Annotated in this window: 24 protein-coding genes and 1 pseudogene; 18 read left to right on the plus strand and 7 right to left on the minus strand. The window is 58.5% G+C overall.

The genetic code is table 11. From position 1 onward, the window contains the following. The 5 genes from lepB to pdxJ all read left to right on the plus strand — a co-directional run bounded on the left by lepB (position 1) and on the right by pdxJ (position 4,305). Positions 1-855, plus strand: coding sequence for a signal peptidase I (lepB, locus tag PPTH39_RS11965; protein ID WP_095001234.1), 855 nt, complete (start codon positions 1-3; stop codon positions 853-855). Positions 856-1,073: 218 nt separating this feature from the next. Next, a complete protein-coding gene (gene rnc / locus PPTH39_RS11970) occupies positions 1,074-1,763 on the plus strand; it encodes a ribonuclease III (RefSeq protein ID WP_095001235.1) in 690 nt (229 codons plus the stop codon). Further along, a complete protein-coding gene (gene era / locus PPTH39_RS11975) occupies positions 1,756-2,658 on the plus strand; it encodes a GTPase Era (RefSeq protein ID WP_095001236.1) in 903 nt (300 codons plus the stop codon). Before rnc ends, era begins: the two co-directional genes overlap by 8 nt. Positions 2,659-2,820: 162 nt before the next feature. Continuing rightward, complete coding sequence (gene recO, locus PPTH39_RS11980) at positions 2,821-3,510, plus strand: DNA repair protein RecO (RefSeq protein WP_095001237.1); 690 nt, start codon at positions 2,821-2,823, stop codon at positions 3,508-3,510. A 51-nt stretch (positions 3,511-3,561) separates the two neighbouring features. Next, the gene (gene pdxJ, locus PPTH39_RS11985) at positions 3,562-4,305 is read left to right on the plus strand and encodes a pyridoxine 5'-phosphate synthase (RefSeq protein ID WP_095001238.1); all 744 of its coding nucleotides are present in this window, start codon (positions 3,562-3,564) and stop codon (positions 4,303-4,305) included. A gap of 87 nt (positions 4,306-4,392) precedes the next feature. Here pdxJ and mltF read toward each other — a convergent pair whose 3' ends face one another. After that, on the minus strand, positions 4,393-5,850 hold the full coding sequence (gene mltF, locus PPTH39_RS11990) for a membrane-bound lytic murein transglycosylase MltF (protein WP_095001239.1): 1,458 nt from the start codon (positions 5,848-5,850) through the stop codon (positions 4,393-4,395). Positions 5,851-6,135: 285 nt separating this feature from the next. Between mltF and purL the strand changes: the two genes are divergently transcribed. Beyond that, the gene (purL, locus tag PPTH39_RS11995; protein ID WP_095023045.1) at positions 6,136-10,032 is read left to right on the plus strand and encodes a phosphoribosylformylglycinamidine synthase; all 3,897 of its coding nucleotides are present in this window, start codon (positions 6,136-6,138) and stop codon (positions 10,030-10,032) included. Between the two features lie 4 nt (positions 10,033-10,036). Continuing rightward, the gene (locus PPTH39_RS12000) at positions 10,037-10,348 is read left to right on the plus strand and encodes a YqfO family protein (protein WP_130872004.1); all 312 of its coding nucleotides are present in this window, start codon (positions 10,037-10,039) and stop codon (positions 10,346-10,348) included. 72 nt (positions 10,349-10,420) lie between these two features. On the opposite strand, the gene PPTH39_RS12005 is transcribed toward PPTH39_RS12000, so the two are convergent. Together PPTH39_RS12005 and PPTH39_RS12010 are read right to left on the minus strand one after the other, a co-directional pair. Beyond that, positions 10,421-10,987: a L,D-transpeptidase family protein gene (locus PPTH39_RS12005; protein ID WP_095001242.1), complete on the minus strand. Its 567-nt coding sequence runs from the start codon at positions 10,985-10,987 to the stop codon at positions 10,421-10,423. Between the two features lie 35 nt (positions 10,988-11,022). After that, a complete protein-coding gene (locus PPTH39_RS12010; RefSeq protein ID WP_095001243.1) occupies positions 11,023-11,580 on the minus strand; it encodes an NUDIX hydrolase in 558 nt (185 codons plus the stop codon). Between the two features lie 145 nt (positions 11,581-11,725). Between PPTH39_RS12010 and PPTH39_RS12015 the strand changes: the two genes are divergently transcribed. The 5 genes from PPTH39_RS12015 to purT all read left to right on the plus strand — a co-directional run bounded on the left by PPTH39_RS12015 (position 11,726) and on the right by purT (position 15,006). Next, entirely contained in the window at positions 11,726-12,328 is a 603-nt protein-coding gene (locus tag PPTH39_RS12015) for a CoA pyrophosphatase (RefSeq protein WP_095001244.1), read from the plus strand. A 40-nt stretch (positions 12,329-12,368) separates the two neighbouring features. Further along, the gene (locus PPTH39_RS12020) at positions 12,369-12,893 is read left to right on the plus strand and encodes a gamma carbonic anhydrase family protein (RefSeq protein ID WP_095001245.1); all 525 of its coding nucleotides are present in this window, start codon (positions 12,369-12,371) and stop codon (positions 12,891-12,893) included. Beyond that, positions 12,890-13,099 carry a DUF1289 domain-containing protein gene (locus tag PPTH39_RS12025; protein ID WP_016781908.1) on the plus strand — a complete coding sequence of 70 codons (210 nt, stop codon included), beginning with the start codon at positions 12,890-12,892 and terminating at the stop codon, positions 13,097-13,099. Before PPTH39_RS12020 ends, PPTH39_RS12025 begins: the two co-directional genes overlap by 4 nt. 177 nt (positions 13,100-13,276) lie before the next feature. Continuing rightward, a complete protein-coding gene (locus PPTH39_RS12030) occupies positions 13,277-13,738 on the plus strand; it encodes a VUT family protein (protein WP_095018202.1) in 462 nt (153 codons plus the stop codon). An 86-nt stretch (positions 13,739-13,824) separates the two neighbouring features. Continuing rightward, entirely contained in the window at positions 13,825-15,006 is a 1,182-nt protein-coding gene (gene purT / locus PPTH39_RS12035) for a formate-dependent phosphoribosylglycinamide formyltransferase (RefSeq protein WP_095024903.1), read from the plus strand. A gap of 108 nt (positions 15,007-15,114) precedes the next feature. On the opposite strand, the gene PPTH39_RS12040 is transcribed toward purT, so the two are convergent. The 3 genes and pseudogenes from PPTH39_RS12040 to PPTH39_RS12050 form a co-directional block, all read right to left on the minus strand. Then, positions 15,115-16,431, minus strand: a complete 1,317-nt coding sequence (locus tag PPTH39_RS12040) for an MFS transporter (protein WP_095038757.1) — start codon at positions 16,429-16,431, stop codon at positions 15,115-15,117. 257 nt (positions 16,432-16,688) lie between these two features. After that, positions 16,689-17,393 (minus strand): annotated as a pseudogene (locus tag PPTH39_RS12045) (transporter associated domain-containing protein); the annotation flags it as partial. Between the two features lie 186 nt (positions 17,394-17,579). Further along, entirely contained in the window at positions 17,580-18,392 is an 813-nt protein-coding gene (locus PPTH39_RS12050) for a cytochrome C assembly family protein (protein WP_095001249.1), read from the minus strand. A gap of 208 nt (positions 18,393-18,600) precedes the next feature. Between PPTH39_RS12050 and ffh the strand changes: the two genes are divergently transcribed. From ffh to PPTH39_RS12080, 6 genes are all read left to right on the plus strand, one after another. Next, positions 18,601-19,977, plus strand: a complete 1,377-nt coding sequence (ffh, locus tag PPTH39_RS12055) for a signal recognition particle protein (RefSeq protein ID WP_095001250.1) — start codon at positions 18,601-18,603, stop codon at positions 19,975-19,977. Between the two features lie 249 nt (positions 19,978-20,226). Continuing rightward, entirely contained in the window at positions 20,227-20,478 is a 252-nt protein-coding gene (gene rpsP, locus PPTH39_RS12060) for a 30S ribosomal protein S16 (RefSeq protein WP_095001251.1), read from the plus strand. Between the two features lie 5 nt (positions 20,479-20,483). Then, a complete protein-coding gene (gene rimM, locus PPTH39_RS12065; RefSeq protein ID WP_048363294.1) occupies positions 20,484-21,023 on the plus strand; it encodes a ribosome maturation factor RimM in 540 nt (179 codons plus the stop codon). A 2-nt stretch (positions 21,024-21,025) separates the two neighbouring features. Next, the gene (gene trmD / locus PPTH39_RS12070; protein ID WP_003440270.1) at positions 21,026-21,778 is read left to right on the plus strand and encodes a tRNA (guanosine(37)-N1)-methyltransferase TrmD; all 753 of its coding nucleotides are present in this window, start codon (positions 21,026-21,028) and stop codon (positions 21,776-21,778) included. A gap of 45 nt (positions 21,779-21,823) precedes the next feature. Continuing rightward, a complete protein-coding gene (gene rplS / locus PPTH39_RS12075) occupies positions 21,824-22,174 on the plus strand; it encodes a 50S ribosomal protein L19 (RefSeq protein ID WP_003440273.1) in 351 nt (116 codons plus the stop codon). A 97-nt stretch (positions 22,175-22,271) separates the two neighbouring features. Further along, positions 22,272-22,685 (plus strand): acyl-CoA thioesterase, encoded by a 414-nt coding sequence (locus PPTH39_RS12080; RefSeq protein WP_095001252.1) that lies wholly within the window; start codon positions 22,272-22,274, stop codon positions 22,683-22,685. Positions 22,686-22,691: 6 nt separating this feature from the next. On the opposite strand, the gene PPTH39_RS12085 is transcribed toward PPTH39_RS12080, so the two are convergent. Beyond that, positions 22,692-24,488 carry a cation:proton antiporter gene (locus tag PPTH39_RS12085; protein ID WP_095001253.1) on the minus strand — a complete coding sequence of 599 codons (1,797 nt, stop codon included), beginning with the start codon at positions 24,486-24,488 and terminating at the stop codon, positions 22,692-22,694. Positions 24,489-24,540 lie beyond the last annotated feature (52 nt).

Consider the following 24,540-nt stretch of genomic DNA (forward strand, 5'->3'; position numbering starts at 1 on the left):
ATGTCACTAAATTTCCCGCTGTTGCTGGTCATTGCTGTTGCCGTGTGCGGTTTGCTGGCGCTGCTCGATTTGGTCTTCCTGGCTCCGCGCCGGCGCAAGGCCATTGCCAACTATCAAGCCAGCGTTACGCCGGTTGATATGCAGGTAGTCGAAAAGCTCAACAAGGAGCCGCTGCTGGTTGAATACGGCAAGTCGTTCTTTCCCGTGTTGTTTATCGTGCTGGTGTTGCGTTCGTTTCTGGTTGAGCCGTTCCAGATTCCGTCCGGCTCGATGAAACCGACCCTGGATGTAGGCGATTTCATTTTGGTGAACAAGTTTTCGTACGGGATCCGCTTGCCGGTACTCGACACGAAAATCATCGAAGTGGGTGATCCGAAGCGGGGCGATGTGATGGTGTTTCGCTACCCAAGCGATCCGACAGTCAACTACATCAAGCGTGTAGTTGGCCTGCCGGGCGACAAGATCCGCTATACCAGCGACAAGCATCTTTATGTCAACGACCAACTGGTTGCCGAGCAACTGGTCAAGGCCGAGCCTGGAACCCTGGGCAGTGCCGAGTTGTACAAAGAGAAGCTGGGCGAAGTCGAGCACATGATCCGCAAGGAAATGAGCCGCTATCGTGCGCCGCCTGACAAGGAGTGGACGGTTCCGGCCGGGCATTACTTCATGATGGGTGACAACCGTGACAATTCGAACGACAGCCGTTACTGGGATGATCCGAACATTCCCAAAGACGAGCTGGGCATGGTTCCCGACAAGAATATTGTCGGCAAGGCCTTCGCTGTTTGGATGAGCTGGCCGGAACCCAAGGCGAGCAACCTGCCGAACTTCTCGCGGGTTGGTCTGATCAAGTAGCCAGAACGGCGCTGTTTATAACAGCGCCGATTGCTTTTCAGGTGTGCGAAACAAGTCGCGCGCCTGAGTATTCAGGATGTGGATTTGAACAAAGCGTTAAGTGTGACGGCGGCGAACAGCCTGTTCCCTGTCCATTTGCTATGCGATAAACGAGCATCACTGATCCCTAATATCGGTCCGGTGGTGACATTCGGCCACGAACTCAGCGTGGGTAAATCGTGAGTTTTTCTTTAGAACGTTTAGAGCGTCAGCTCGGCTACACCTTCAAAGACCAGGAACTGATGGTTCTGGCCCTGACACACCGCAGTTTCGCGGGGCGCAATAACGAGCGCCTTGAGTTCCTGGGGGATGCCATTCTCAATTTTGTTGCCGGCGAAGCCTTGTTTGACCGTTTCCCGCTGGCGCGTGAAGGCCAGTTGTCACGCTTGCGTGCGCGGCTGGTAAAGGGTGAGACCCTGGCAGTACTGGCCCGCGGCTTTGAGCTGGGCGAGTACCTGCGCCTGGGTTCCGGTGAACTGAAAAGCGGCGGATTTCGCCGTGAATCGATCCTGGCCGATGCCCTTGAGGCGCTGATCGGCGCCATTTACCTGGACGCCGGCATGGATGTCGCTCGCGACCGCGTACTGGCCTGGCTGGCCAGCGAGTTCGAGACGCTGACCCTGGTCGACACCAACAAAGATCCAAAGACCCGCCTGCAAGAGTTCTTGCAGTCGCGTGCCTGCGACCTGCCACGTTACGAAGTGGTGGATATCCAGGGCGAACCGCATTGCCGCACCTTCTTTGTCGAGTGCGAGATTGCCTTATTGAATGAAAAAAGCCGGGGACAGGGCGTGAGCCGTCGTATTGCCGAACAGGTAGCGGCCGCCGCAGCACTGATTGCCCTTGGCGTGGAGAATGGTCATGACTGATTCAACCGCAACTCGCTGTGGCTACGTTGCCATTGTTGGTCGTCCAAACGTGGGTAAATCCACACTGCTGAACCATATCCTGGGTCAAAAGCTGGCGATCACCTCGCGCAAGCCTCAGACCACCCGCCACAACATGCTGGGCATCAAGACCGAAGGCAACGTGCAAGCGGTCTACGTGGATACCCCGGGCATGCACAAGGGCGGCGAAAAGGCCCTGAACCGCTATATGAACAAAACCGCTTCGGCTGCGTTGAAAGACGTCGATGTGGTGATCTTCGTTGTTGACCGCACCAAGTGGACCGACGAAGACCAGATGGTGCTGGAGCGCGTGCAGTACGTAACCGGCCCGCTGATCGTGGCGTTGAACAAGACCGACCGTATCGAAGACAAGGCCGAGCTGATGCCGCACCTGAGCTGGCTTCAGGAGCAACTGCCGAACGCCCAGATCATCCCGATCTCGGCTCAGCACGGGCACAACCTTGAAGCCCTTGAGCGCGTGATTGCCGATCACCTGCCGGAAAACGAGCACTTCTTCCCGGAAGACCAGATCACCGATCGCAGCAGCCGCTTCCTGGCCGCCGAACTGGTTCGTGAAAAGATCATGCGCCAGATGGGTGCCGAGCTGCCGTACCAGATCACCGTCGAGATCGAAGAGTTCAAGCAGCAGGGCAAAACCCTGCATATCCATGCCTTGATTCTGGTTGAGCGTGATGGTCAGAAAAAAATCATCATTGGCGACAAGGGCGAGCGTATCAAGCGTATCGGTACCGAAGCGCGCAAGGATATGGAGCTGCTGTTCGACTCCAAGATCATGCTTAACCTTTGGGTTAAAGTGAAAGGTGGCTGGTCCGACGACGAGCGCGCCCTGCGTTCGCTGGGCTACGGCGACCTGTAAGCACAGCATTACACCCCCCCTGTGGGAGCGGGCTTGCTCGCGATAGCATCAACTCGGAACTTCAGACAGGCCGAGTTGCTGCTATCGCGAGCAAGCCCGCTCCCACATTAGTTTTATGCTGTTCTTCCTGGCAGTGTTTGCCTTTTGAGATAGCTGACTTCCATGTCCAGTAAACCCCCGGCCCCCCAACTCGCCTACGTCCTGCACAGTCGCCCCTATCGTGAAACCAGTGCCCTGGTGGATTTCATCACGCCTCAAGGGCGCCTGCGGGCCGTGCTGCGCAGTGCGCGGGGCAAGGCGGGGACGCTGGCCCGGCCTTTTGTGCCGCTGGAAATCGAATTTCGCGGCCGTGGCGAGCTGAAAAACGTCGGACGCATGGAGAGTGCCGGGATTGCCACCTGGCTCAATGGCGAAGCGCTGTTCAGCGGCCTCTATCTCAATGAGCTGCTGATCAGGCTGTTGCCAGCCGAAGACCCGCATCCGGCGGTCTTCGACCACTATGCCGCGACGCTGGTGGCGCTTGCGCAAGGACGCGCGCTCGAACCTCTGCTGCGAGCGTTCGAATGGCGCCTGCTGGACGATCTGGGCTATGGCTTTTCGTTGACCCGGGACATTCAAGGCGAACCGGTGGCCAGCGATGGCATGTACCGTTTGCAGGTAGATGCCGGGCTTGAACGGATTTATCTGGTGCAGCCCGGTCTGTTTCATGGCACCGAACTGCACGCAATGGCCGAGGCTGACTGGACCGTGCCCGGAGCCTTATCTGCCGCCAAGCGCTTGATGCGTCAGGCATTGGCCGTGCATTTGGCTGGTAAACCGCTGGCCAGTCGTGAGTTGTTTCGCAAGCCCTGAATAGACCGGTATGCTGTGCGCCGAATCGTCAACTCTTCAGGAGAGCCCCCCGTGACCCAAAGCAATCGCATTCTTCTCGGCGTGAACATCGACCACGTAGCCACGCTGCGTCAGGCTCGCGGCACCCGTTACCCTGATCCGGTCAAGGCAGCGCTGGATGCAGAAGAGGCGGGCGCCGACGGCATTACCGTGCACTTGCGCGAAGATCGTCGACATATCCAGGAACGCGATGTGTTGCTGCTCAAGGATGTCCTGCAAACGCGCATGAACTTCGAAATGGGCGTTACCGAAGAGATGATGCTGTTTGCCGAGCGCATTCGCCCGGCGCATATCTGCCTGGTGCCTGAAACCCGTCAGGAACTGACCACCGAAGGCGGTCTGGATGTTGCCGGGCAGGAAGCGCGGATCAAGGCAGCTGTCGAGCGGCTGAGCAAGATTGGCTGTGAAGTGTCGCTGTTTATTGACGCCGATGAGCGTCAGATCGAAGCGTCCAGGCGCGTAGGCGCACCGGCAATCGAACTGCACACCGGACGCTATGCCGATGCCCAGACCCCGACCGAAGTCGCCGAAGAGTTGCAGCGTGTCGCCGATGGCGTTGCGTTTGGCCTGGCTCAAGGGCTGATCGTCAATGCTGGCCACGGTCTGCATTACCACAACGTGGAAGCGGTAGCCGCGATCAAGGGCATCAATGAATTGAACATTGGCCATGCGCTGGTGGCGCATGCATTGTTCGTGGGCTTCAAGTCGGCAGTGGCTGAAATGAAAGCGCTGATTGTGGCTGCGGCCAAGGTTTAAAAACGGCTACGGGGATCATTCAATTGTGGGAGCGAGCCTGCTCGCGAAGCTCATTCGCGAGCAGGCTCGCTCCCACAGAATTGTGTTCTACAACTGCGGCTCTTCTTTGGGCTTGGTCTTGTCGATGCCGGGGATATGCAGCTTGCTGTCGGCCGCCTGATCACCTTCGAGCTGTGGCTGCGTGGCCCAGGTCAAGATGTCGTAGTAACGACGGATGTTGGCCACAAAATGTACTGGCTCGCCGCCACGGGCGTAGCCATAGCGGGTTTTGCTGTACCACTGCTTCTGCGCAAGGCGAGGCAGCATTTTCTTTACATCAAGCCACTTGTTCGGGTTCAGGCCTTCTTTCTTGGCCAGCTTGCGTGCGTCTTCCAGATGACCGCCACCCACGTTGTAGGCAGCCAGTGCGAACCAGGTGCGATCCGGTTCCTGAATATCATCGTCCAGCTCGCTCTTGATCAATGCGAGGTATTTGGCGCCGCCCATGATGCTTTGCTTGGCATCCAGGCGGTTGGACACGCCCATCGCTTGAGCCGTGTTCTGGGTCAGCATCATCAGGCCGCGCACACCTGTTTTTGAGGTGACGGCGGGTTGCCATAAAGATTCCTGATAACCCATGGCTGCCAGCAGGCGCCAGTCGATCTGTTCTTTTTTGGCCGCTTCCTTGAAGAACTTTTCGTACTTGGGCAAGCGCTGTTGCAGGTGCTGGGCGAAGGTGTACGCGCCAACGTAGCCAAGGACATCGACATGCCCGTAGTAGCGGTCTTTAAGGCGTTGCAGGGTGCCGTTCTTTTCGACCTTGTCCAGATAGGCGTTGATCTCGTTGAGCAGGCTGTTGTCTTCACCGGCCGCCACTGCCCAGCGCTGGCTGCGTGCATCGCCCAGGTCAAAGGCGACGCGCACGTTGGGGAAGTACACCTGGTTCATCGCCACTTCGTTGGAGTCGACCAGCGTGAGGTCGATCTGGCCTTCATCGACCATGCGCAGCAAATCGACGACTTCGACCGCGTCGGATTCGTCGTACTCGATTCCGGGATACTGTTTTTTCAGTTCGGCCAGTTGCTCGGCGTGGGAGCTGCCTTTAAGGACCGTGATGCGCTTGCCGGCCAGATCTGCAGCAGAGGTGGGGCGGGACTGGCCGTTGCGGTAGATGATCTGTGGTGTGACTTCGAGGTACGGGTGGGAAAATCTGGCTTGTTGCAGGCGTTTCTCGCTGCTGACCAGTCCGGCAGCAGCCAGAACCGGGCCGTCAGGCTGGCCCAGTTGATTGAACAGTTCGTCCAGGTTGTCCGCGGTCTCGATTTTGAGCTCAACCCCAAGATCGTCGGCAAAACGCTTCACCAGCTCGTATTCAAAGCCGGTTTCACCATTGCGATCCTCAAAGTAGGTCGCAGGGCTGTTGCGGGTAATCACCCGCAGTACCCCATCCTCCTTTACGCGCTCCAGGGTGCTGGGTTTTTCAACGCAGGCACTGAGCATCAGGAAGAGTCCGGTTGCGAGCAGCCATTTGGCGCAGCGCGGGCGGATATCAGTTAGAGAAAACATCCGCGCAGTATACGCAAAGCAGCACGGGTGCCATATCTCGACAATTTCCAGTCATTCTGATATTGACCGCGAAAATCGCTCAAACCCTTGTAAAATGGGGGGTAGAGCTCTGTTTAAAGATCATAATCGAGCATCCGTTAAGCGGCTGATAGCTATAAAGAATAAGGCTTTGGTCGATTCGCGACGTCTGGTGCGCTTCAGGTGTGCCGTTTCGGGTGCCGTGGCGAACGGTTTAGGCTAGAATGCCCGGCCTCAAAGCATACCCCTCCCGAGGCTGTCCCGAAGATGTTGATCCTGCGCGGCGCTCCTGCCCTTTCTGCCTTTCGCCACAGCAAACTCCTTGCACAACTGAGCCTCAAGGTTCCGTCTGTCACTGGTTTGTATGCTGAATTCGCCCACTTTGCCGATACCACCGGTGAGCTGACCAGCGATGAACAGCAGGTACTGGCTCGTCTCCTGAAGTACGGCCCAAGCGTGCCGGTCCAAGAGCCGAGCGGCCGACTGTTCCTGGTGTTGCCGCGGTTTGGCACCATCTCTCCCTGGTCGAGCAAGGCCAGCGACATTGCCCGTAACTGTGGCCTGGCTAAAATCCAGCGCCTGGAACGCGGCATTGCATTCTATGTAGCTGGCCAGTTCAGCGATGCGGATGCCGAACTGATCGGCGCTGTATTGCATGACCGCATGACGCAAATCGTGCTGGGCGCTCTGGAGCAGGCTGCAGGCTTGTTCAGCCACGCCGAGCCAAAGCCGCTGACCGCGATTGACGTACTGGGTGGCGGTCGTGCCGCGCTGGAAAAAGCCAACGTCGAGCTGGGCCTTGCCCTGGCCGAAGACGAAATCGATTATCTGGTCAATGCCTTCAACGGTCTGGGTCGCAACCCGCACGACATCGAATTGATGATGTTTGCCCAGGCCAACTCCGAACATTGCCGCCACAAGATCTTCAACGCCAGCTGGGACATCGACGGCCAAAGCCAGGACAAGAGCCTGTTTGGCATGATCAAGAACACCTACGTGATGCACAGCGAAGGCGTTCTGTCTGCTTATAAAGACAACGCGTCGGTTATCGTCGGCAGTGTTGCCGGGCGTTTCTTCCCGGATCCCGAAACCCGCCAGTACGGTGCGGTGCAGGAGCCAGTGCACATCCTGATGAAGGTAGAAACCCACAACCACCCGACCGCCATTGCCCCGTTCCCGGGTGCAGCGACAGGCTCCGGTGGTGAGATCCGTGACGAAGGTGCAACCGGTCGTGGTGCCAAGCCAAAGGCCGGCCTGACCGGTTTCACCGTGTCCAACCTGCAGATCCCGGGCTTTGTACAACCGTGGGAAGTGCCGTACGGCAAGCCTGAGCGCATTGTTACCGCGCTGGACATCATGATCGAAGGCCCGCTGGGCGGTGCTGCATTCAACAATGAATTCGGTCGTCCTGCCCTGACCGGTTACTTCCGTACGTTCGAGCAGTCCATCACCACCCCCCGTGGCGAAGAAGTGCGTGGTTACCACAAGCCGATCATGTTGGCCGGCGGCATGGGCAACATCCGCGCCGAACACGTGCAGAAAGCCGAAATCACCGTGGGCTCCAAGCTCATCGTGCTGGGCGGTCCGGCCATGCTGATCGGCCTGGGTGGCGGTGCAGCATCCTCTATGGCCACCGGCGCAAGCTCGGCTGACCTGGACTTCGCTTCGGTACAGCGCGAAAACCCGGAAATGGAGCGTCGTTGCCAGGAAGTGATCGACCGCTGCTGGCAGCTGGGTGACAAGAACCCGATCAGCTTTATCCACGATGTGGGTGCTGGCGGTTTGTCCAACGCATTCCCTGAGCTGGTGAACGACGGCGACCGTGGTGGCCGTTTCGAACTGCGCAACATTCCAAACGACGAGCCGGGCATGGCCCCGCACGAAATCTGGAGCAACGAATCCCAGGAACGTTATGTTCTGGCGGTGGGCGTCGAAGATTTCGAGCGCTTCCAGGCGATCTGCGAACGCGAGCGTTGCCCGTTTGCCGTCGTCGGTGAAGCCACTGCCGAGCCGCAACTGACCGTGACCGACAGCCACTTCGGCAACAACCCGGTGGACATGCCACTGGAAGTGTTGCTGGGCAAGGCGCCGCGCATGCACCGTTCGGCTGTTCGCGAAGAAGAGTTGGGCGATGATTTCGACCCGGCACAACTGAGCATCGGCGAGTGCGTCGAGCGCGTTCTGCATCACCCGGCCGTTGCCAGCAAAAGCTTCCTGATCACCATCGGCGACCGCACCATCACCGGTCTGGTTGCCCGCGACCAGATGGTCGGGCCGTGGCAGGTTCCTGTGGCTGACGTTGCTGTCACCGCAACCAGCTTCGACGTCTACACCGGTGAAGCCATGGCCATGGGCGAGCGTACGCCGCTGGCACTGCTGGATGCTCCGGCATCGGGCCGCATGGCAATTGGTGAGACCCTGACCAATATCGCGGCTTCGCGCATTGGCAAGATCAGCGACATCAAGCTGTCAGCCAACTGGATGTCCGCTGCAGGCCACCCGGGTGAAGACGCCCGCTTGTACGACACCGTCAAGGCTGTCGGCATGGAGCTGTGCCCTGAGCTGGGCATCACCATTCCGGTGGGCAAGGACTCGATGTCGATGCAAACCCGCTGGAGCGAAGAGGGCACGGACAAAACCGTGACCTCGCCGCTGTCGCTGGTTGTGACCGGTTTTGCCCCGGTGCTCGACGTTCGCCAGACCCTGACCCCGGTACTGCGCATGGACAAAGGCCTGACCGATCTGATCCTGATCGACCTGGGCCGTGGCCAGAACCGCATGGGCGCCTCGATCCTGGCCCAGACCTACGGCAAGCTGGGCAAGCAGGCCCCTGACGTTGATGACGCAGAAGACCTCAAGGCTTTCTTCGCGGTGATCCAGGGCCTGAATGCCGATGGTCACCTGCTGGCTTACCATGACCGTTCCGACGGTGGTTTGCTGACCAGCGTGATGGAAATGGCCTTTGCCGGCCACTGCGGTCTGAACCTGACCCTGGATTGCCTCGCAGACAGCGCCAGCCAGCTCCCGGCCATCCTGTTCAACGAAGAACTGGGCGCCGTGATTCAGGTGCGTCAGGACGCGACTGCTGATGTGCTTGCACAGTTCAGCGCTGCAGGCCTGGGCGAGTGTGTCGACGTGATCGGCCAGCCGCTGAACAACAGCGAAGTCACCATCACCTTCAACGGTGAAAAAGTGTTTGTCGGTCAGCGTGGCGAGTTGCAACGCCAGTGGGCTGAAACCAGCTTCCAGATCCAGCGTATGCGTGACAATGCGGACTGCGCACAGCAAGAGTTCGACGTGCTGCTCGAAGAAGACAACCCGGGCCTGACTGCCCAGTTGAGCTTTGACGTCAACGCCAATATCAGCGCGCCGTACATCAAGAAAGGCATTCGTCCGCAAGTGGCTGTCCTGCGTGAGCAGGGCGTCAACGGTCAGGTTGAAATGGCCGCGGCGTTTGACCGTGCCGGTTTCAATGCAATCGACGTACACATGAGCGATATTCTGGCCGGCCGTGTCGACCTGAACGAGTTCAAAGGTCTGGTTGCCTGCGGTGGTTTCTCCTACGGCGACGTACTGGGTGCCGGTGAAGGCTGGGCCAAGTCGGCGCTGTTCAATGCCCGTGCCCGCGATGCGTTCCAGAGCTTCTTCGAGCGCACTGACAGCTTCTCCCTGGGTGTGTGCAACGGTTGCCAGATGATGTCCAACCTGAGCGAACTGATCCCTGGCAGCGAGCTGTGGCCACACTTTGTGCGCAACCGTTCCGAGCAGTTCGAAGCCCGCGTGGCGATGGTCCAGGTTCAGGAGTCGAACTCGATCTTCCTGCAGGGCATGGCCGGTTCGCGCATGCCGATCGCCATTGCTCATGGTGAAGGTCATGCCGAGTTCGCCAGCGAAGAAGCCATGCTGCAAGCGGACCTGTCCGGTTCGGTGGCGCTGCGCTTCGTCGACAACCACGGCAAGGTCACGGAAAACTACCCGGCCAACCCTAACGGCTCGCCGCGCGGGATTACCGGCCTGACCAGCCGTGACGGCCGTGTGACCATCATGATGCCGCACCCGGAGCGGGTATTCCGCGCCGTGCAGAACTCGTGGCGCCCGGAAGAGTGGAACGAAGATGCACCGTGGTTGCGCATGTTCCGCAACGCTCGTGTGTGGGTAGATTAAGAGCATGTACAAGCTCAGCTTTTTCGTTCCTCCGAGCCATGTGGACGTGGTCAAGGATGCCGTATTCGCTGCCGGTGGCGGACGGATCGGCAGCTATGACCACTGCGCCTGGCAGACCATGGGCCAGGGCCAGTTTCGCGCGCTGGACGGCAGCCAGCCGTTCATCGGGCAAACTGGTCAGGTCGAGTATGTGGGGGAGTGGAAGGTTGAGCTGGTCGTCGCCGATGATCTGATTCAGGCCGTGGTGACTGCGCTCAAGCACAGCCACCCGTATGAAACCCCGGCGTACGAAGTGTGGCAACTGGCTGATTTCTAGCCACACGTCATATAAAAAACCCGCTGAACCGTTACCGGTCAGCGGGTTTTTTGTTGCTCGTATGACAGCTGGCTACGGGCGGATTTCAACCATGGTGCCGTCTGGAACGAGGTTCCAGACTTCACGCATTTCGTGGTTTTTCATCGCGATACACCCATCGGTCCAGTCCAGGGTATGGAACAGTTCCTCGGGGTTGTCTTCGCTGTCCGGGGTGCCGTGGATCATGATCATCGAGCCCGGGTTCAGGCCTTCACGCCGGGCCGTGGCAGCGTCGCTGATGTTGGGGTAGTTGATGTGCATCGCCAGGTTGAACTTGTCGCTTTTTTTGCGCCAGTCGACCCAGTAGATGCCCTCGGGAGTGCGTTTGTCCCCTTCGCGTACTTTTGGGCCCTTGGGTTGTTTGCCCAGGGAGATGCGGTAGGTCTTGACCGGTTTGCCGTTGCTGATCAGCTCCAGCTTGCGGGCAGACTTGATGACCAGCACCTTGTCGATATTCTGCCCGGGACGTACCGGAAGCGACGAAGGGGCGGGTTTCAGGACCTGGTTTTTATCAACGGGTTTGCCGTTTACGGTTATGACAACAGAGGCCTGGCAGGTAACGGCAAATGACAGGCATAGAGCAGCGAGCAACCAACGCATTAGAGGAACATTCCTGAGTTACAAGGCAAGCAGCATTATTTTTGGGCGGTCTTCAGGCTGGCCAGCGGTGCTACAGCCTCGCTGCGTACGGGGTAGTGAGCGCCCGGGCGGTCAGCGAAAAAGCATTCTAAGGTACGGCTGACCGTGCGGAAAGCCAGCTCTGACCAAGGGATGTCGACTTCTTCAAACAGGCGCACTTCCAGGCTCTCTTCACCGGCTGCGAAGTTCGGGCCCAGCAGGTCGGCGCGGTAGAAAATATGCACCTGATTGATATGCGGCACATCGATCAGGGTGTAGATGGCCAGGTTCTCAACCACGGCACAGGCTTCCTCCAGGGTTTCGCGTCGGGCCGCGTTTTCAACCGTCTCGCCGTTCTCCATAAAGCCTGCGGGCAGTGTCCAGTAGCCTTTGCGCGGTTCGATGGCGCGACGGCACAGCAGCACTTGTGTGCCCCACACGGGCACGCAACCGGCGACAATATTGGGGTTTTGATAATGAATGGTCTGGCAGTGGTCGCAGACATAGCGCAGGCGCGAATCGCCTTGCGGGATATGCTGGCTGACGGAATGGCCGCACTGGCTACAAAATTTCATGCTGTGGTCTCTGGCTCGTTGCCTATCTTGGGGGTTGAGGCGGGCTCGCGGCAAGTGTGGTCTGGCGGGCTGCGACACTGTAGGACTTGGGTGCCCGGTGCGATTTGGTGCATGATGCCCGATAAGTGCCGGATCGAGATGACCTATGCTGGACGAGCTGCTTGGCCGTGTGAGCCGCTATACCCCACGGACGCTGGAAACAGAACGGAATTACCCGGAAGCTGCGGTGTTGTTGCCGGTCACACGCAGTTCTGAGCCTGAGCTGATTCTCACCCTGCGTGCCAGCGGGTTGTCGACCCACGGTGGTGAAGTGGCTTTTCCGGGCGGTCGCCGCGATCCGGAAGACCCCGACCTGGTGTTCACCGCCCTGCGTGAGGCCGAAGAAGAAATCGGCTTGCCGCCGGGGCTGGTCGAGGTGATCGGGCCGCTGAGCCCCTTGATCTCGTTACACGGTATTCGCGTAACGCCTTATGTCGGTCTGGTCCCGGATTACGTTGAGTATCTGGCCAATGACGCCGAAATCGCCGCGGTATTCAGCGTGCCGCTGGAGTTCTTCCGCCAGGACCCGCGTGAGCACACTCATCGCATCGACTACCAGGGCCGTAGCTGGTACGTGCCGAGCTACCGTTTTGGCGTGTATAAAATCTGGGGACTGACGGCAATCATGATCGTGGAGCTGATGAACCTGCTCTATGACGACGTCAATATCAACCTGCATACCCCGCCTGAACGTTCCATTCCAATTTAGAGCCGTCAGCAGACGGCCACGCCTGCCTTGAGGACATCCCATGAAATACCGCTTGGGCGACTCGTTCGTCGAAACCCATCCCGAAAGCTGGACCGCACCCAATGCCACCCTGATCGGCAAGGTGCGCCTGGAAGAGGGCGCCAGTGTCTGGTTTAACGCCGTGTTGCGTGGCGATAACGAACTGATCCTGATCGGCAAGCACAGCAATGTGCAAGATGGCGCGGTGATGCATACCGACATGGGCTATCCGCTCACACTTGGCACCGGCGTGACCATTGGCCATAACGCCATGTTGCATGGTTGTACGGTGGGCGATTACAGCCTGATCGGTATCAATGCGGTGATCCTCAATGGCGCGAAAATCGGCAAGCACTGCATCATTGGCGCCAATTCGTTGATTGGCGAAGGTAAGGAAATTCCGGACGGCTCGCTGGTCATGGGGTCGCCGGGCAAGGTGGTACGTGACCTGACGGATGAGCAGAAAAAATTGCTGGAAGCCAGCGCGGCCCACTACGTCAAGAACGGCCAGCGATATGCCCGTGACCTTCAGGTGCAAGAACAATGACGGAAGCAGAGCGCCCGGTCGCCTCGCCCTGTGTGAATATCTGCGCGCTGGACGACGACGATGTGTGCAGTGGCTGCCAGCGTACCGTGGCGGAAATCACCCGCTGGAGCCGCATGACCAACCCGGAGCGCCGCGAGGTGCTAGTGCTGTGCCATGAGCGGGCCAAAGCAAGTGGTGTGGTGTGGATGTTGGGTTCCGGTAGCTGAAAACGCTTCTTTATTGTGTGAGCGGGCTTGCTCGCGATGCAGGCGCCGCGACCTGTCAGGCAAACTGCGCTGATATCATCGTGAGCAAGCCCGCTCCCGCAGGGGGATGTCGCGGGTACAAAATCGACTGCGACTCAAGTACCCTGTGCGCCTTATTTAGAGGTGTCGCCCGCTGCCATGCTGTTTCTTGTCGCTTATATCGCCAGCGTCGTGCTGATCAACTACGCGTTTTCCACTGCGCCGCACCTGGACATAATCTGGTCAGCCTGGGGTGGCCTGGTGTTTGTATTGCGCGACATGGTGCAAACCCGATTCGGTCACGGTGCCCTGCTGGCCATGCTGGCGGCCCTGGTGTTGTCGTACGTCACCTCCGATCCTTCCATTGCACTGGCCAGCGCCACTGCCTTCGCCGTGTCCGAGTGCATCGACTGGCTGGTCTTCAGCATCACCAAGCGGCCTTTGCATGACCGCTTGTGGATCAGCTCTGCGCTGAGCATCCCGATCGACACCTTTATCTTCTTCGGCATGATCGATGCCTTCACCCCTGGCGTGATCATTACCGCCATGGCCTCGAAATTCGCCGGCGTCACCTGCGTATGGCTGGCAATGGCCTGGCGTTTGCGCAAAGCCTCGGTCTAGTCATGTAAAATGCCGGCCTTTGTATCCCCCTGCAGGCGCTGGCTTGGTCAGTGCCTTCGATGATTTTGTTTCCTTGAGGACCTGAAATGACCCGTATCGGAACTCCACTGTCGCCCACTGCGACCCGCGTCATGTTGTGTGGCTGCGGTGAGCTGGGCAAAGAAGTTGTCATCGAATTGCAGCGCCTGGGGGTCGAAGTGATCGCCGTCGATCGCTACGCCAATGCACCTGCCATGCAGGTTGCCCATCGCAGCCATGTGATCAACATGCTTGACGGCGCCGCCCTGCGTGCCGTCATCGAAGCAGAACAACCGCACTTTATCGTTCCGGAAATCGAAGCCATCGCCACCGCCACCCTGGTGGAGCTGGAAGCTGAAGGTTTCACCGTTATTCCGACGGCGCGTGCCACGTCGTTGACCATGAACCGCGAAGGCATTCGTCGTCTGGCGGCTGAAGAACTGGACCTGCCAACCTCGCCGTACCACTTTGCCGACACCTTCGAAGACTACAGCGCTGCCGTGCTGGACCTGGGCTTTCCGTGTGTGGTCAAACCGGTAATGAGTTCGTCAGGCAAGGGCCAGAGCCTTCTGCGCAGCGCCGATGATGTAAAGGCTGCCTGGGACTACGCGCAAGAGGGTGGTCGTGCAGGGAAGGGTCGGGTCATTATCGAAGGCTTTATCGACTTCGATTACGAAATTACTTTGCTGACCGTGCGCCATATTGGCGGTACCACGTTCTGCGCACCGGTTGGTCACCGACAGGAGAAGGGCGATTACCAGGAATCCTGGCAGCCACAAGCCATGAGCCCGATTGCTCTGGCCGAGTCCGAGCGTGTCGCCAAGGCTGTTACTGAAGCGCTGGGTGGTCGTGGTCTGTTTGGCGTTGAGTTGTTTATCAAGGGCGATCAGGTGTGGTTCAGCGAAGTGTCGCCGCGCCCGCACGATACCGGCCTGGTGACATTGATTTCTCAGGATCTGTCGCAGTTCGCATTGCATGCTCGCGCCATTCTCGGCCTGCCGATTCCATTGATTCGTCAGTTCGGGCCATCGGCTTCGGCGGTGATTCTGGTGGAAGGCCAGTCGACCCGGACGGCATTCGCCAACTTGGGAGCTGCCCTGAGCGAACCGGACACCGCATTGCGCCTGTTCGGCAAGCCAGAGGTCAACGGCCAGCGTCGCATGGGCGTGGCCCTGGCTCGCGATGAGTCGATTGAAGCAGCTCGCGCCAAAGCGACCCGCGCGGCCAAGGCAGTAGTTGTAGAGCTGTAAAAACCATTGTGGGAGCGGGCTAGCTCACGATTCAATTGCCCCGGTACATCTGATGTATCGAGGCGTTGCAATCGCGAGCAAGCCCGCTCCCACAGGTTGAGTGTTTCTTTAAACCACCTTGTTCAGGTCAGCCTCTTTCGTTTCCTTCAGGCACAGCACGGCAATCAGGCTGAGAATCGCTGCGCCCGACACGTACCCGCCTACCCAGCTCAACCCCCCCATGCTCACCAGCTTTTGCGCAAAAAAAGGTGCAGCGGAAGCTCCGACAATGCCACCCAGATTGTAAGCCGCCGACGCGCCGGTATAGCGCACGCGGGTCGGGAACAGTTCAGGGAGCAGGGCACCCATCGGGGCAAAGGTCACGCCCATCAAAAACAGCTCGATGCACAGGAACAGCGCCACACCCCAGGTGGTGCCGTGGGTGAGCAAAGGCTCCATCAGAAAACCTGACAAGATCGCCAGCACGCCACCGACTATCAGCACCGGCTTGCGTCCATAACGGTCACTGGCCCACGCCGACAGAGGTGTGGCCGCCGCCATGAACAGCACGGCAAAACACAGCAGGCCGAGGAAGGTTTCGCGGGTATAGCCCAGGGTGGCGACGCCATAGCTCAGGGAAAACACTGTCGAGATATAGAACAGTGCGTAACACACCACCATCGAAGCGGCGCCCAGCAGCATCGGTGCCCAGTATTGGCTGAAGAGTTCGACGATGGGCATTTTCACCCGCTCGTGCTGTGCCACGGCCTTGGCAAACACCGGTGTCTCTTCCAGCTTCAGGCGTACATACAGACCCACCATCACCAGCGCTGCGCTAAGCAGGAAGGGAATGCGCCAGCCCCAGGAGCGGAACTGCTCATCGCTCAGGCTCATGGCCAGAATCAGAAACAGGCCATTGGCCGCCAGAAAACCGATCGAAGGCCCCAGTTGCGGAAACATGCCATACCAGGCGCGCTTGCCCTTGGGGGCGTTCTCGGTGGCCAGCAATGCCGCGCCGCCCCATTCGCCACCCAGCCCCAGGCCCTGGCCGAAGCGCAGCACGCACAGCAGGATCGGGGCCCAGGCGCCGATTGTGGCGTAGCCCGGCAGCACCCCGATCAATGTGGTGCACACGCCCATCAGTAGCAGTGAGGCCACCAGGGTGGATTTGCGTCCGATGCGGTCACCGAAGTGGCCAAACAGGAATGAGCCCAGCGGGCGGGCGAGAAAGGCGATGCCGAAGGTCAGAAACGCCGACAGCATTTGTGCGGTACCGGATGTCTGCGGAAAAAATACCGGGCCTATCACCAGTGCAGCGGCGGTGGCATACACATAAAAGTCGTAGAACTCGATGGCCGTGCCAATAAAGCTGGCCGTGGCGACGCGGGTGGCGGAGTTGGCCGGCTTGTCGGGCGTAGCTTCGCTATAGGTTGTGCTGGAGGTCATGCGTATATCCCTGACAGTTATGAGCCCTGTGCCGATGTCCGCTTTGGCGGTGCGACATGGCGAGCAATTTTTATGGTCGTTGGCCCTGAGGGATAACAGGGTGCAAGCGCAGTTCAGGATGGGAACGTACGCAGGTACTGCGTCATACAACGCGCCGACAGCGCTGGGTGCGGGTAACACGCGTGTTGGCGAGGCTTGGGTAAGCGATGATGATTATAGGGAGGCCCGCTCAAATGTAACAAGACCTTGCGCGGCGATTAAACCGCGGGCTTGACGCTGTTGTGCCAGATCAGTACGCGGCTGACGCGGTTTTCTTCGGTCTGGAGGATCTCCAGGCGATAGCCGCCGATTTTCAGGCACACGGTAGTCTCGGGGATGGTTTCCAGCGCTTCGGTGACCAGGCCATTGAGGGTTTTCGGGCCGTCGCAGGGCAGGTGCCAGCCCAGAGCCTTGTTCAGCTCGCGAATGGAGGCTGCACCATCGACAACATAACGGCCGTCGGGCAGGGGGTCGATATGGGGGTTATCGATATTCTGCTCGTCTTCGAACTCGCCGACGATCTCTTCGAGGATGTCCTCAAGCGTCACGATGCCAAGCACTTCGCCGTATTCATCGACCACCACGCCCAGGCGGCGCTGCTGCTTGTGGAAGTTAAGCAGTTGCAGTTGCAGCGGGGTGCTTTCGGGGATGAAGTAAGGTTCGTGGCAAACGGCCAGCAGTGCCTCTTTGGTCAGGCTGGCGTCGGGCAGCATGTGCTGGATGTGGCGGGTATTGAGGATGGCTTCGACCTGGTTGATGTCGTTGTGAAACACCGGCAGGCGTGTGCGCGAGGTCTGGCGCAACTGCTCAATCAGGTCTTCGATCGGGTCGTCGAGGTTCAGGCCTTCGACTTCGTTGCGCGGGATCAGGATATCGTTGACCGTGATGTTGTCCAGCGCATGGATGCCTGATAGCAGGGCCGGGCGGCTGTTGGGCTGCTCGTCCTGTTGCTGGGGAGCCTCCTCTCGCAGCTGCTGGGCGTTGGTGCGCCTGGCGCGGGCACTGCTTTTGCCCAGTATAAAGCCGATAAATACAGCGGCTCCTGCGATCAATAGTGCCGAAATTGTCAGAATCGGCCCAGGGGGCAAGCTATCCATAATTATCGCCCGTCAGATATGCAGAATGTATTCACGAACCAGCTTGCTGCCAAAGTAGGCCAGCATCAGCAGGCAAAAACCGGCAAAGGTCCAGCGGATGGCCTTGTGACCGCGCCAGCCGAGGTGGTGACGGCCCCACAGCAACACGCTGAATACGATCCAGGCCAGGCAGGCCAGCAGGGTCTTGTGCACCAGGTGCTGGGCGAACAGGTTGCCCAGAAACAGCCAACCGGAAACCAGAGACAGCGAAAGCAGCGACCAGCCCGCCCAGAGAAAGCCGAACAGCAGGCTTTCCATGGTTTGCAGTGGCGGGAAGTTCTTGATCAGGCCCTTGGGATGCTTGTGCTTGAGCTGATAGTTCTGCAGCGACAGCAACAGCGCCTGGAACACCGCAATGGTGAACATGCCATAGGCCAGAATCGACAGCAGGATATGCGCGAGTATGCCTGGCTCTTCATTAATGACCTGAACCGTGCCGGGCGGGGCGAATTCGGACAGCAGTACTGTCAGCATGCCCAGCGGGTATAAAAGCAGCAGCAGGTTCTCGACCGGTATGCGGGCGCAGGCCGCCAGGGTCACGGTAATCACGGCCACGGCAATCAGGCTGGCTGCACTGAAGAAGTCCAGTTCAAGGCCTGCAGGCGTCATCAGGTGGGTGAACAGGCTGGCGGCGTGGGCGAGTACGGCAAGAATGCCGAGCGTCACCAACAGGCGTTTGTTTGCCTTTGCGCCCTGGCGCAGACAAGAGCCCTGATAGAAGGTCGCAGCGGCATACAAGCAGGCGGCGGCGAGGCTGGGTAGCAAACTGGGTGACAAGGGGAGCATAAATCCTGTTAGGCAAGCCCGAAAGGACTGAGTTTGGCATACAACCGCCTGTGCACGAAAGACCACATAAGCCGACGGCATGGTGTCGGACACGGCCAGTCTTCGCTATAATCCGCGACCTGCCCACGCCGCAGGCTCGCCGAGCATCAGTTTTACACGGGCTGGGCCGCAATAACCCCGGTCTACTTTGGGCCTGAAAGGATCGCGCATGTTTGAAAATTTAACCGACCGTCTTTCGCAGACGCTGCGCCATGTCACCGGCAAGGCCAAGCTGACCGAAGACAATATCAAAGACACCCTGCGTGAAGTACGCATGGCGTTGCTGGAAGCCGACGTGGCTTTGCCAGTGGTCAAAGACTTCGTCGCTGCGGTCAAAGAGCGCGCTGTCGGCACTGAAGTGTCGCGCAGCCTGACGCCGGGCCAGGCGTTTGTAAAAATTGTTCAGGCTGAACTTGAAAGCCTGATGGGCGCTGCCAACGAGGACCTGGTCCTTAATGTCACGCCGCCAGCCGTTGTATTGATGGCCGGTTTGCAGGGCGCTGGTAAAACCACGACTGCCGGCAAGCTGGCGCGCTTCCTTAAAGAGCGCAAAAAGAAAACCGTGATGGTGGTCTCGGCCGACGTTTATCGTCCGGCTGCGATCAAACAGCTCGAAACCCTGGCCAATGAAGTCGGCGTAACCTTCTTCCCGTCCGACCTGAGCCAGAAGCCGGTAGACATCGCTCGCGCCGCCATTGCGGAAGCCAAGCTGAAGTTCATCGACGTGGTCATCCTCGATACCGCAGGTCGCCTGCATATCGATGCCGAGATGATGACCGAGATCCAGGAGCTGCACGCGGCCGTCAAGCCGGCAGAAACCCTGTTTGTCGTCGACGCCATGACTGGCCAGGATGCGGCCAACACCGCCAAGGCGTTCGGTGATGCATTGCCGCTGACCGGGGTGATCCTGACCAAGGTCGACGGTGATGCCCGGGGTGGTGCGGCGTTGTCCGTGCGAGCCATTACCGGCAAGCCGATCAAGTTCATCGGTATGGGTGAGAAGAGCGATGCGCTCGAGCCGTTCCACCCGGATCGTATCGCTTCGCGCATCCTCGGCATGGGCGACGTGCTCAGCCTGATCGAGCAGGCCGAACAGACCCTCGATAAAGACAAAGCCGACAAACTGGCTAAAAAGCTTAAAAAAGGCAAAGGCTTCGATCTCGAAGACTTCCGTGACCAGCTGCAACAGATGAAGAACATGGGTGGCCTTGGCGGCCTCATGGACAAACTGCCGAACATGGGTGGTGTCAATCTGGCGCAAATGGGCAATGCCCAGGGCGCAGCTGAGAAACAGTTCAAGCAGATGGAAGCCATCATCAACTCCATGACCCCGGCCGAGCGCCGCGACCCTGAGCTGATCAGCGGTTCGCGCAAACGCCGGATTGCCATGGGCTCCGGCACTCAGGTGCAGGACATCGGCCGCTTGATCAAGCAGCACAAGCAGATGCAAAAGATGATGAAAAAATTCTCCACCAAAGGTGGGATGGCGAAAATGATGCGCGGCATGGGCTCGATGATGCCCGGCGGCGGCATGCCAAAAATGTAATTTACCCGCCCGGACGCTTGCGTCCGGGCAACTCGCAGCAATGCGAGACACCCGGCAAACCCGCACTGTGCGGGAGCTGACCTGTCACCATTCGTGGTGACCTAGTTGCAAGTCTGTACGGCATGCCGATAGGCGCCAGAAAAAGACATTTGCAAAAGTCCGGATATTCCTTAGAATATGCGGCCTTTCGGGCACCTATGCCCGCTGTGCCTTTAGATTTGCAGCACCGACTACAGGAACGATGTTCACATGCTAACAATCCGTCTTGCCCTTGGCGGCTCCAAAAAGCGCCCGTTTTACCACTTGACCGTTACCGACAGCCGTAACCCACGTGACGGTTCCCACAAGGAACAAATTGGTTTCTTCAACCCGGTTGCCCGTGGTCAGGAAATCCGTTTCTCCGTTAAAGAAGACCGCCTCGCCTACTGGCTGAGCGTTGGTGCTCAACTGTCTGAGCGTGTTGCTCAGCTGGTTAAAGAAAACGCTAAGGCTGCGGCCTGAGCAATATGAGCGTGACGCCTGAAACTGCTGATGATTTGATCGTTATCGGCAAAATCTACTCGATTCACGGCGTGCGCGGCGAAGTGAAGGTTTATTCCTTTACGGATCCAATTGATAACCTGTTGGACTACAAAAAACTGACGCTTCGGCGCGGTAATGATGTACGACAGGCAGAGCTGGTCAGTGGCCGTTCTCATAACGGCAAGTTTCTGGTTGTAAAGCTCAAGGGTCTCGATGACCGTGATGAAGCTGGTCTTCTTCGTGAATTCGAAATCTGCGTGCCGCGTAACCTGTTTCCTGAACTGACCGACGGCGAGTACTACTGGTACCAGCTGCAGGGACTGAAAGTGACCAACCTTGAAGGGCAATTGCTCGGCAAGATTGTTGACCTGATGGAAACTGGCTCGAACGATGTCATGGAAGTCAAACCTTGCCCAGGTAGCCTGGATGATCGTGATCGCTTGTTGCCCTATACAGAGCAATGCGTGTTGAGCGTCGACCTTGCAGCTGGCGAGATGAAGGTGGATTGGGATGCGGACTTCTAAGCGTGGCTAAATTGCGCGTAGAAGTGATCAGTTTGTTTCCCGAAATGTTTTCCGCCATCAGCGACTACGGCATCACTAGTCGTGCGGTGAAACAAGGGCTCTTGCAGCTGACTTGTTGGAACCCGCGAGACTACACAACGGATCGGCATCACACTGTGGATGATCGCCCATTTGGCGGTGGTCCGGGCATGGTGATGAAGATCAAGCCTCTGGAAGATGCACTGGTTCAGGCCAGAGAAGCAGCCGGAGAGGCGGCGAAGGTGATTTACCTGTCGCCCCAAGGCCGTCAACTGAATCAGTCGGCGGTACGCGAGCTGGCGAATGAGGAAGCATTAATCCTTATTGCAGGTCGTTATGAAGGCATTGACGAGCGTTTTATAGACGCTTATGTCGATGAAGAGTGGTCAATTGGTGACTATGTACTCTCTGGTGGCGAGCTGCCGGCGATGGTTCTGATTGATGCGGTTACACGACTGCTGCCTGGAGCTTTAGGGCATGCGGACTCCGCGGAGGAAGATTCCTTCACGGATGGTCTGCTGGATTGCCCGCACTACACCCGACCGGAGGTGTATGCGGATCAGCGTGTTCCCGACGTATTGCTTAGTGGCAATCATGCACACATCCGGCGTTGGCGTTTACAGCAGTCCCTTGGGCGGACCTTTGAACGACGCGCCGATCTTCTGGAAAGCCGCTCGCTTTCTGGAGAAGAGAAGAAGCTGCTCGAGGAATACATCCGCGAGCGGGACGATAGTTAACAACGTATCGATGGTAGATCAGTTGATCTACCTTAGGAGCACAGCATGACTAACAAAATCATCCTTGCACTCGAAGCAGAGCAGATGACTAAAGAGATCCCTCCTTTTGCCCCGGGCGACACCATTGTCGTTCAGGTGAAAGTGAAGGAAGGCGATCGTTCGCGTCTGCAAGCTTTCGAAGGTGTAGTGATTGCCAAGCGTAACCGTGGCGTGAACAGTGCTTTCACTGTTCGTAAAATCTCCAACGGTGTTGGCGTAGAGCGTACTTTCCAGACCTACAGCCCGCAAATCGACAGCATGGCTGTTAAGCGTCGCGGTGACGTGCGTAAAGCCAAGCTGTACTACCTGCGCGACCTGTCGGGTAAAGCAGCTCGCATCAAGGAAAAACTGGCTTAAGTCCAGCTTCCCGATGCAGAAAAAAGCAGCCTTCGGGCTGCTTTTTTGTTGCCTGAGATTTGTCAGACCTTTGTCCAGTTGTAGGTAGTAAGAAAGCATGACTTCGCGTGAGCAAGAGATTCAACGCCGTACCGACCTCTCCGTTACCCGTATTACCAAAGCGGTATTCCCCTCTACCACCAATCACCACAACACCCTGTTTGGCGGCACCGCGCTGGCGTGGATGGACGAAGTTTCGTTTATTGCTGCAACGCGTTTTTGTCGTCTGCCGTTGGTGACTGTGTCCACGGACCGTATTGATTTCAACCATCCGATCGCGGCTGGCTCCATCGTTGAGCTGGTGGGGCGTGTGGTTAAAGTTGGCAACACCAGCCTCAAGGTTGAGGTCGAGGTGTATGTCGAAAGCATGAGCTGCGATGGTCGCGAACTGGCGATCCAGGGCTTGTTCAGCTTTGTCGCCATCGATGATGACAAGCGCCCGGTACCGGTGTTGCCAGGGTTTGCCTCGTAACAGCTGCTACGGGTGCCTGATCAACGCCAGCAGCGTCCACCCGGAGCCTGGTTTCAATTCACTGTCAGGTGTCACTACATGCACCCAGCCAGTGTTGTCGCGGGCGAAGAGCAGGGTGACGCGCTTGCCATGCAGGGCCAGGTAGTCCGCCCAGGTGAAGTTGTCGGTCAGTGTGGTGCTGTACAGCTCGGCTCCCTGGCTCAACTCACTGGCGAGCTGACCGTAGGTCAGCGCCGGGTTGCCCAGGGCTTGACCGCGGTACTCGTGGCTGGCGCGATGCTTGTCAGTGCGGCGAATTTCCTGGCCATTGGTCAGTGTAAACAAGCGCTGCAGCCCGAACTCGTGATGAAAGCGTGCCGCTGCCAGGGTATTCAACTCGCCAGAGGGTGACAGTGCGAGCAAATGCCCCAGTCCCACCAGATCCAGGTGACTCTCGGCATGCTCTGAAGCCGGATTGCCAAAGTAAGTGGGCAAGTTGTCCATGCGCGCGGCGCGAATGTGTTCCCAGTTGGAATCGGTTAGCAGTACGCGGCTGCCCAGTTGCTGCAATGCCTTGCCAATAACCCGGGCCGGGCCATTGGCGCCAACGATCAAAAAGCCGCTGGGGGCCGGCTCCGCGACTTTGAGCAGGCGGGCCAGGGGCCGTGCCGTCGCGCTTTGCAGCACCACCGTACCGATGATCACTGCAAAGGTCAGGGGCACCAGTAGCAGCGCGCCGTCATGGCCTGCTTCGTCCAGGCGGATCGCAAAAATTGCTGAAACGGCTGCCGCGACGATCCCGCGTGGGGCGATCCAGGCGAGCAAGGCGCGTTCGCGCCAGTTCAGTTTTGAGCCAAAGGTCGAAATCACCACGTTCAGCGGCCGGGCGATAAATTGAATAATCAGCAGCAACACCAGCACCACAGGCCCCAGGCCGATCATGGCGTTCAAGTCCAGGCGCGCCGCCAGCAGGATAAACAGCCCCGAGATCAGGAAGATGCTCAGGTTTTCCTTGAAGTGCAGGATGTTGCGTACATCCACCCCCTTCATATTGGCCATCCACATGCCCATCAAGGTGACCGCCAGCAGTCCGGACTCATGCATCACCGTATTGGCGCCAATAAATACGCCCAGCACTGCTGCCAGCGTGGCCAGGCTGTGCAGGTACTCCGGCAGCCATTGGCGGCGTACGATCTGCCCCATGATCCAGCCACCTACAATGCCGAACAAGCTGCCGCATACAATCACCCCGGCAAAGGTCAGCAGGCTGTGGCTCAGGCCCTCGCCCGTGGCGCTGGCGATGATAAAGCTGTAGACCACCACCGCCAGCAGCGCGCCAATCGGGTCGATGACAATGCCTTCCCAGCGCAGGATATTGGCAATCGATGCCTTGGGCCGTACTACGCGCAGCATCGGCACAATCACCGTAGGCCCGGTGACCAGTGTCAGCGTGCCGAACAGCAAGGCCAGAAGCCAGTCAAAGCCCAGTAGCCAATGGGTCGCCAGGGTGATCACGGCCCAGGTCGAGAGCGCACCGATAGTGACCAGCCGATGGACCACAGTGCCGATTTCGCGCCACTCGGACAAATGCAGGGTCAGGCTGCCTTCAAACAGAATCAGCGCCACCGCCAGTGAGACCAGCGGCATCAGCAGCGGGCCGAACAATTCTTGCGGGTCCAGCCAGCCCAATACCGGGCCGACCAGGATCCCGCTCAACAGCAGAAACAGGATGGCCGGCAGCTTCAGTCGCCAGGCCAGCCACTGTGAGCCCAGGGCAGCGATGCCGATGCCGCCGAAAGACAGCAAAATCTGTTGTTCGGTCATAAGGTCATCCTGTGAAAACTTGGGGTTTATGGCATCCGCCAGCCATGAAAGA

Origin of the sequence: Pseudomonas bubulae, assembly GCF_900618535.1 — a bacterium.
GTDB classification, from domain to species: Bacteria; Pseudomonadota; Gammaproteobacteria; order Pseudomonadales; family Pseudomonadaceae; genus Aquipseudomonas; species Aquipseudomonas bubulae.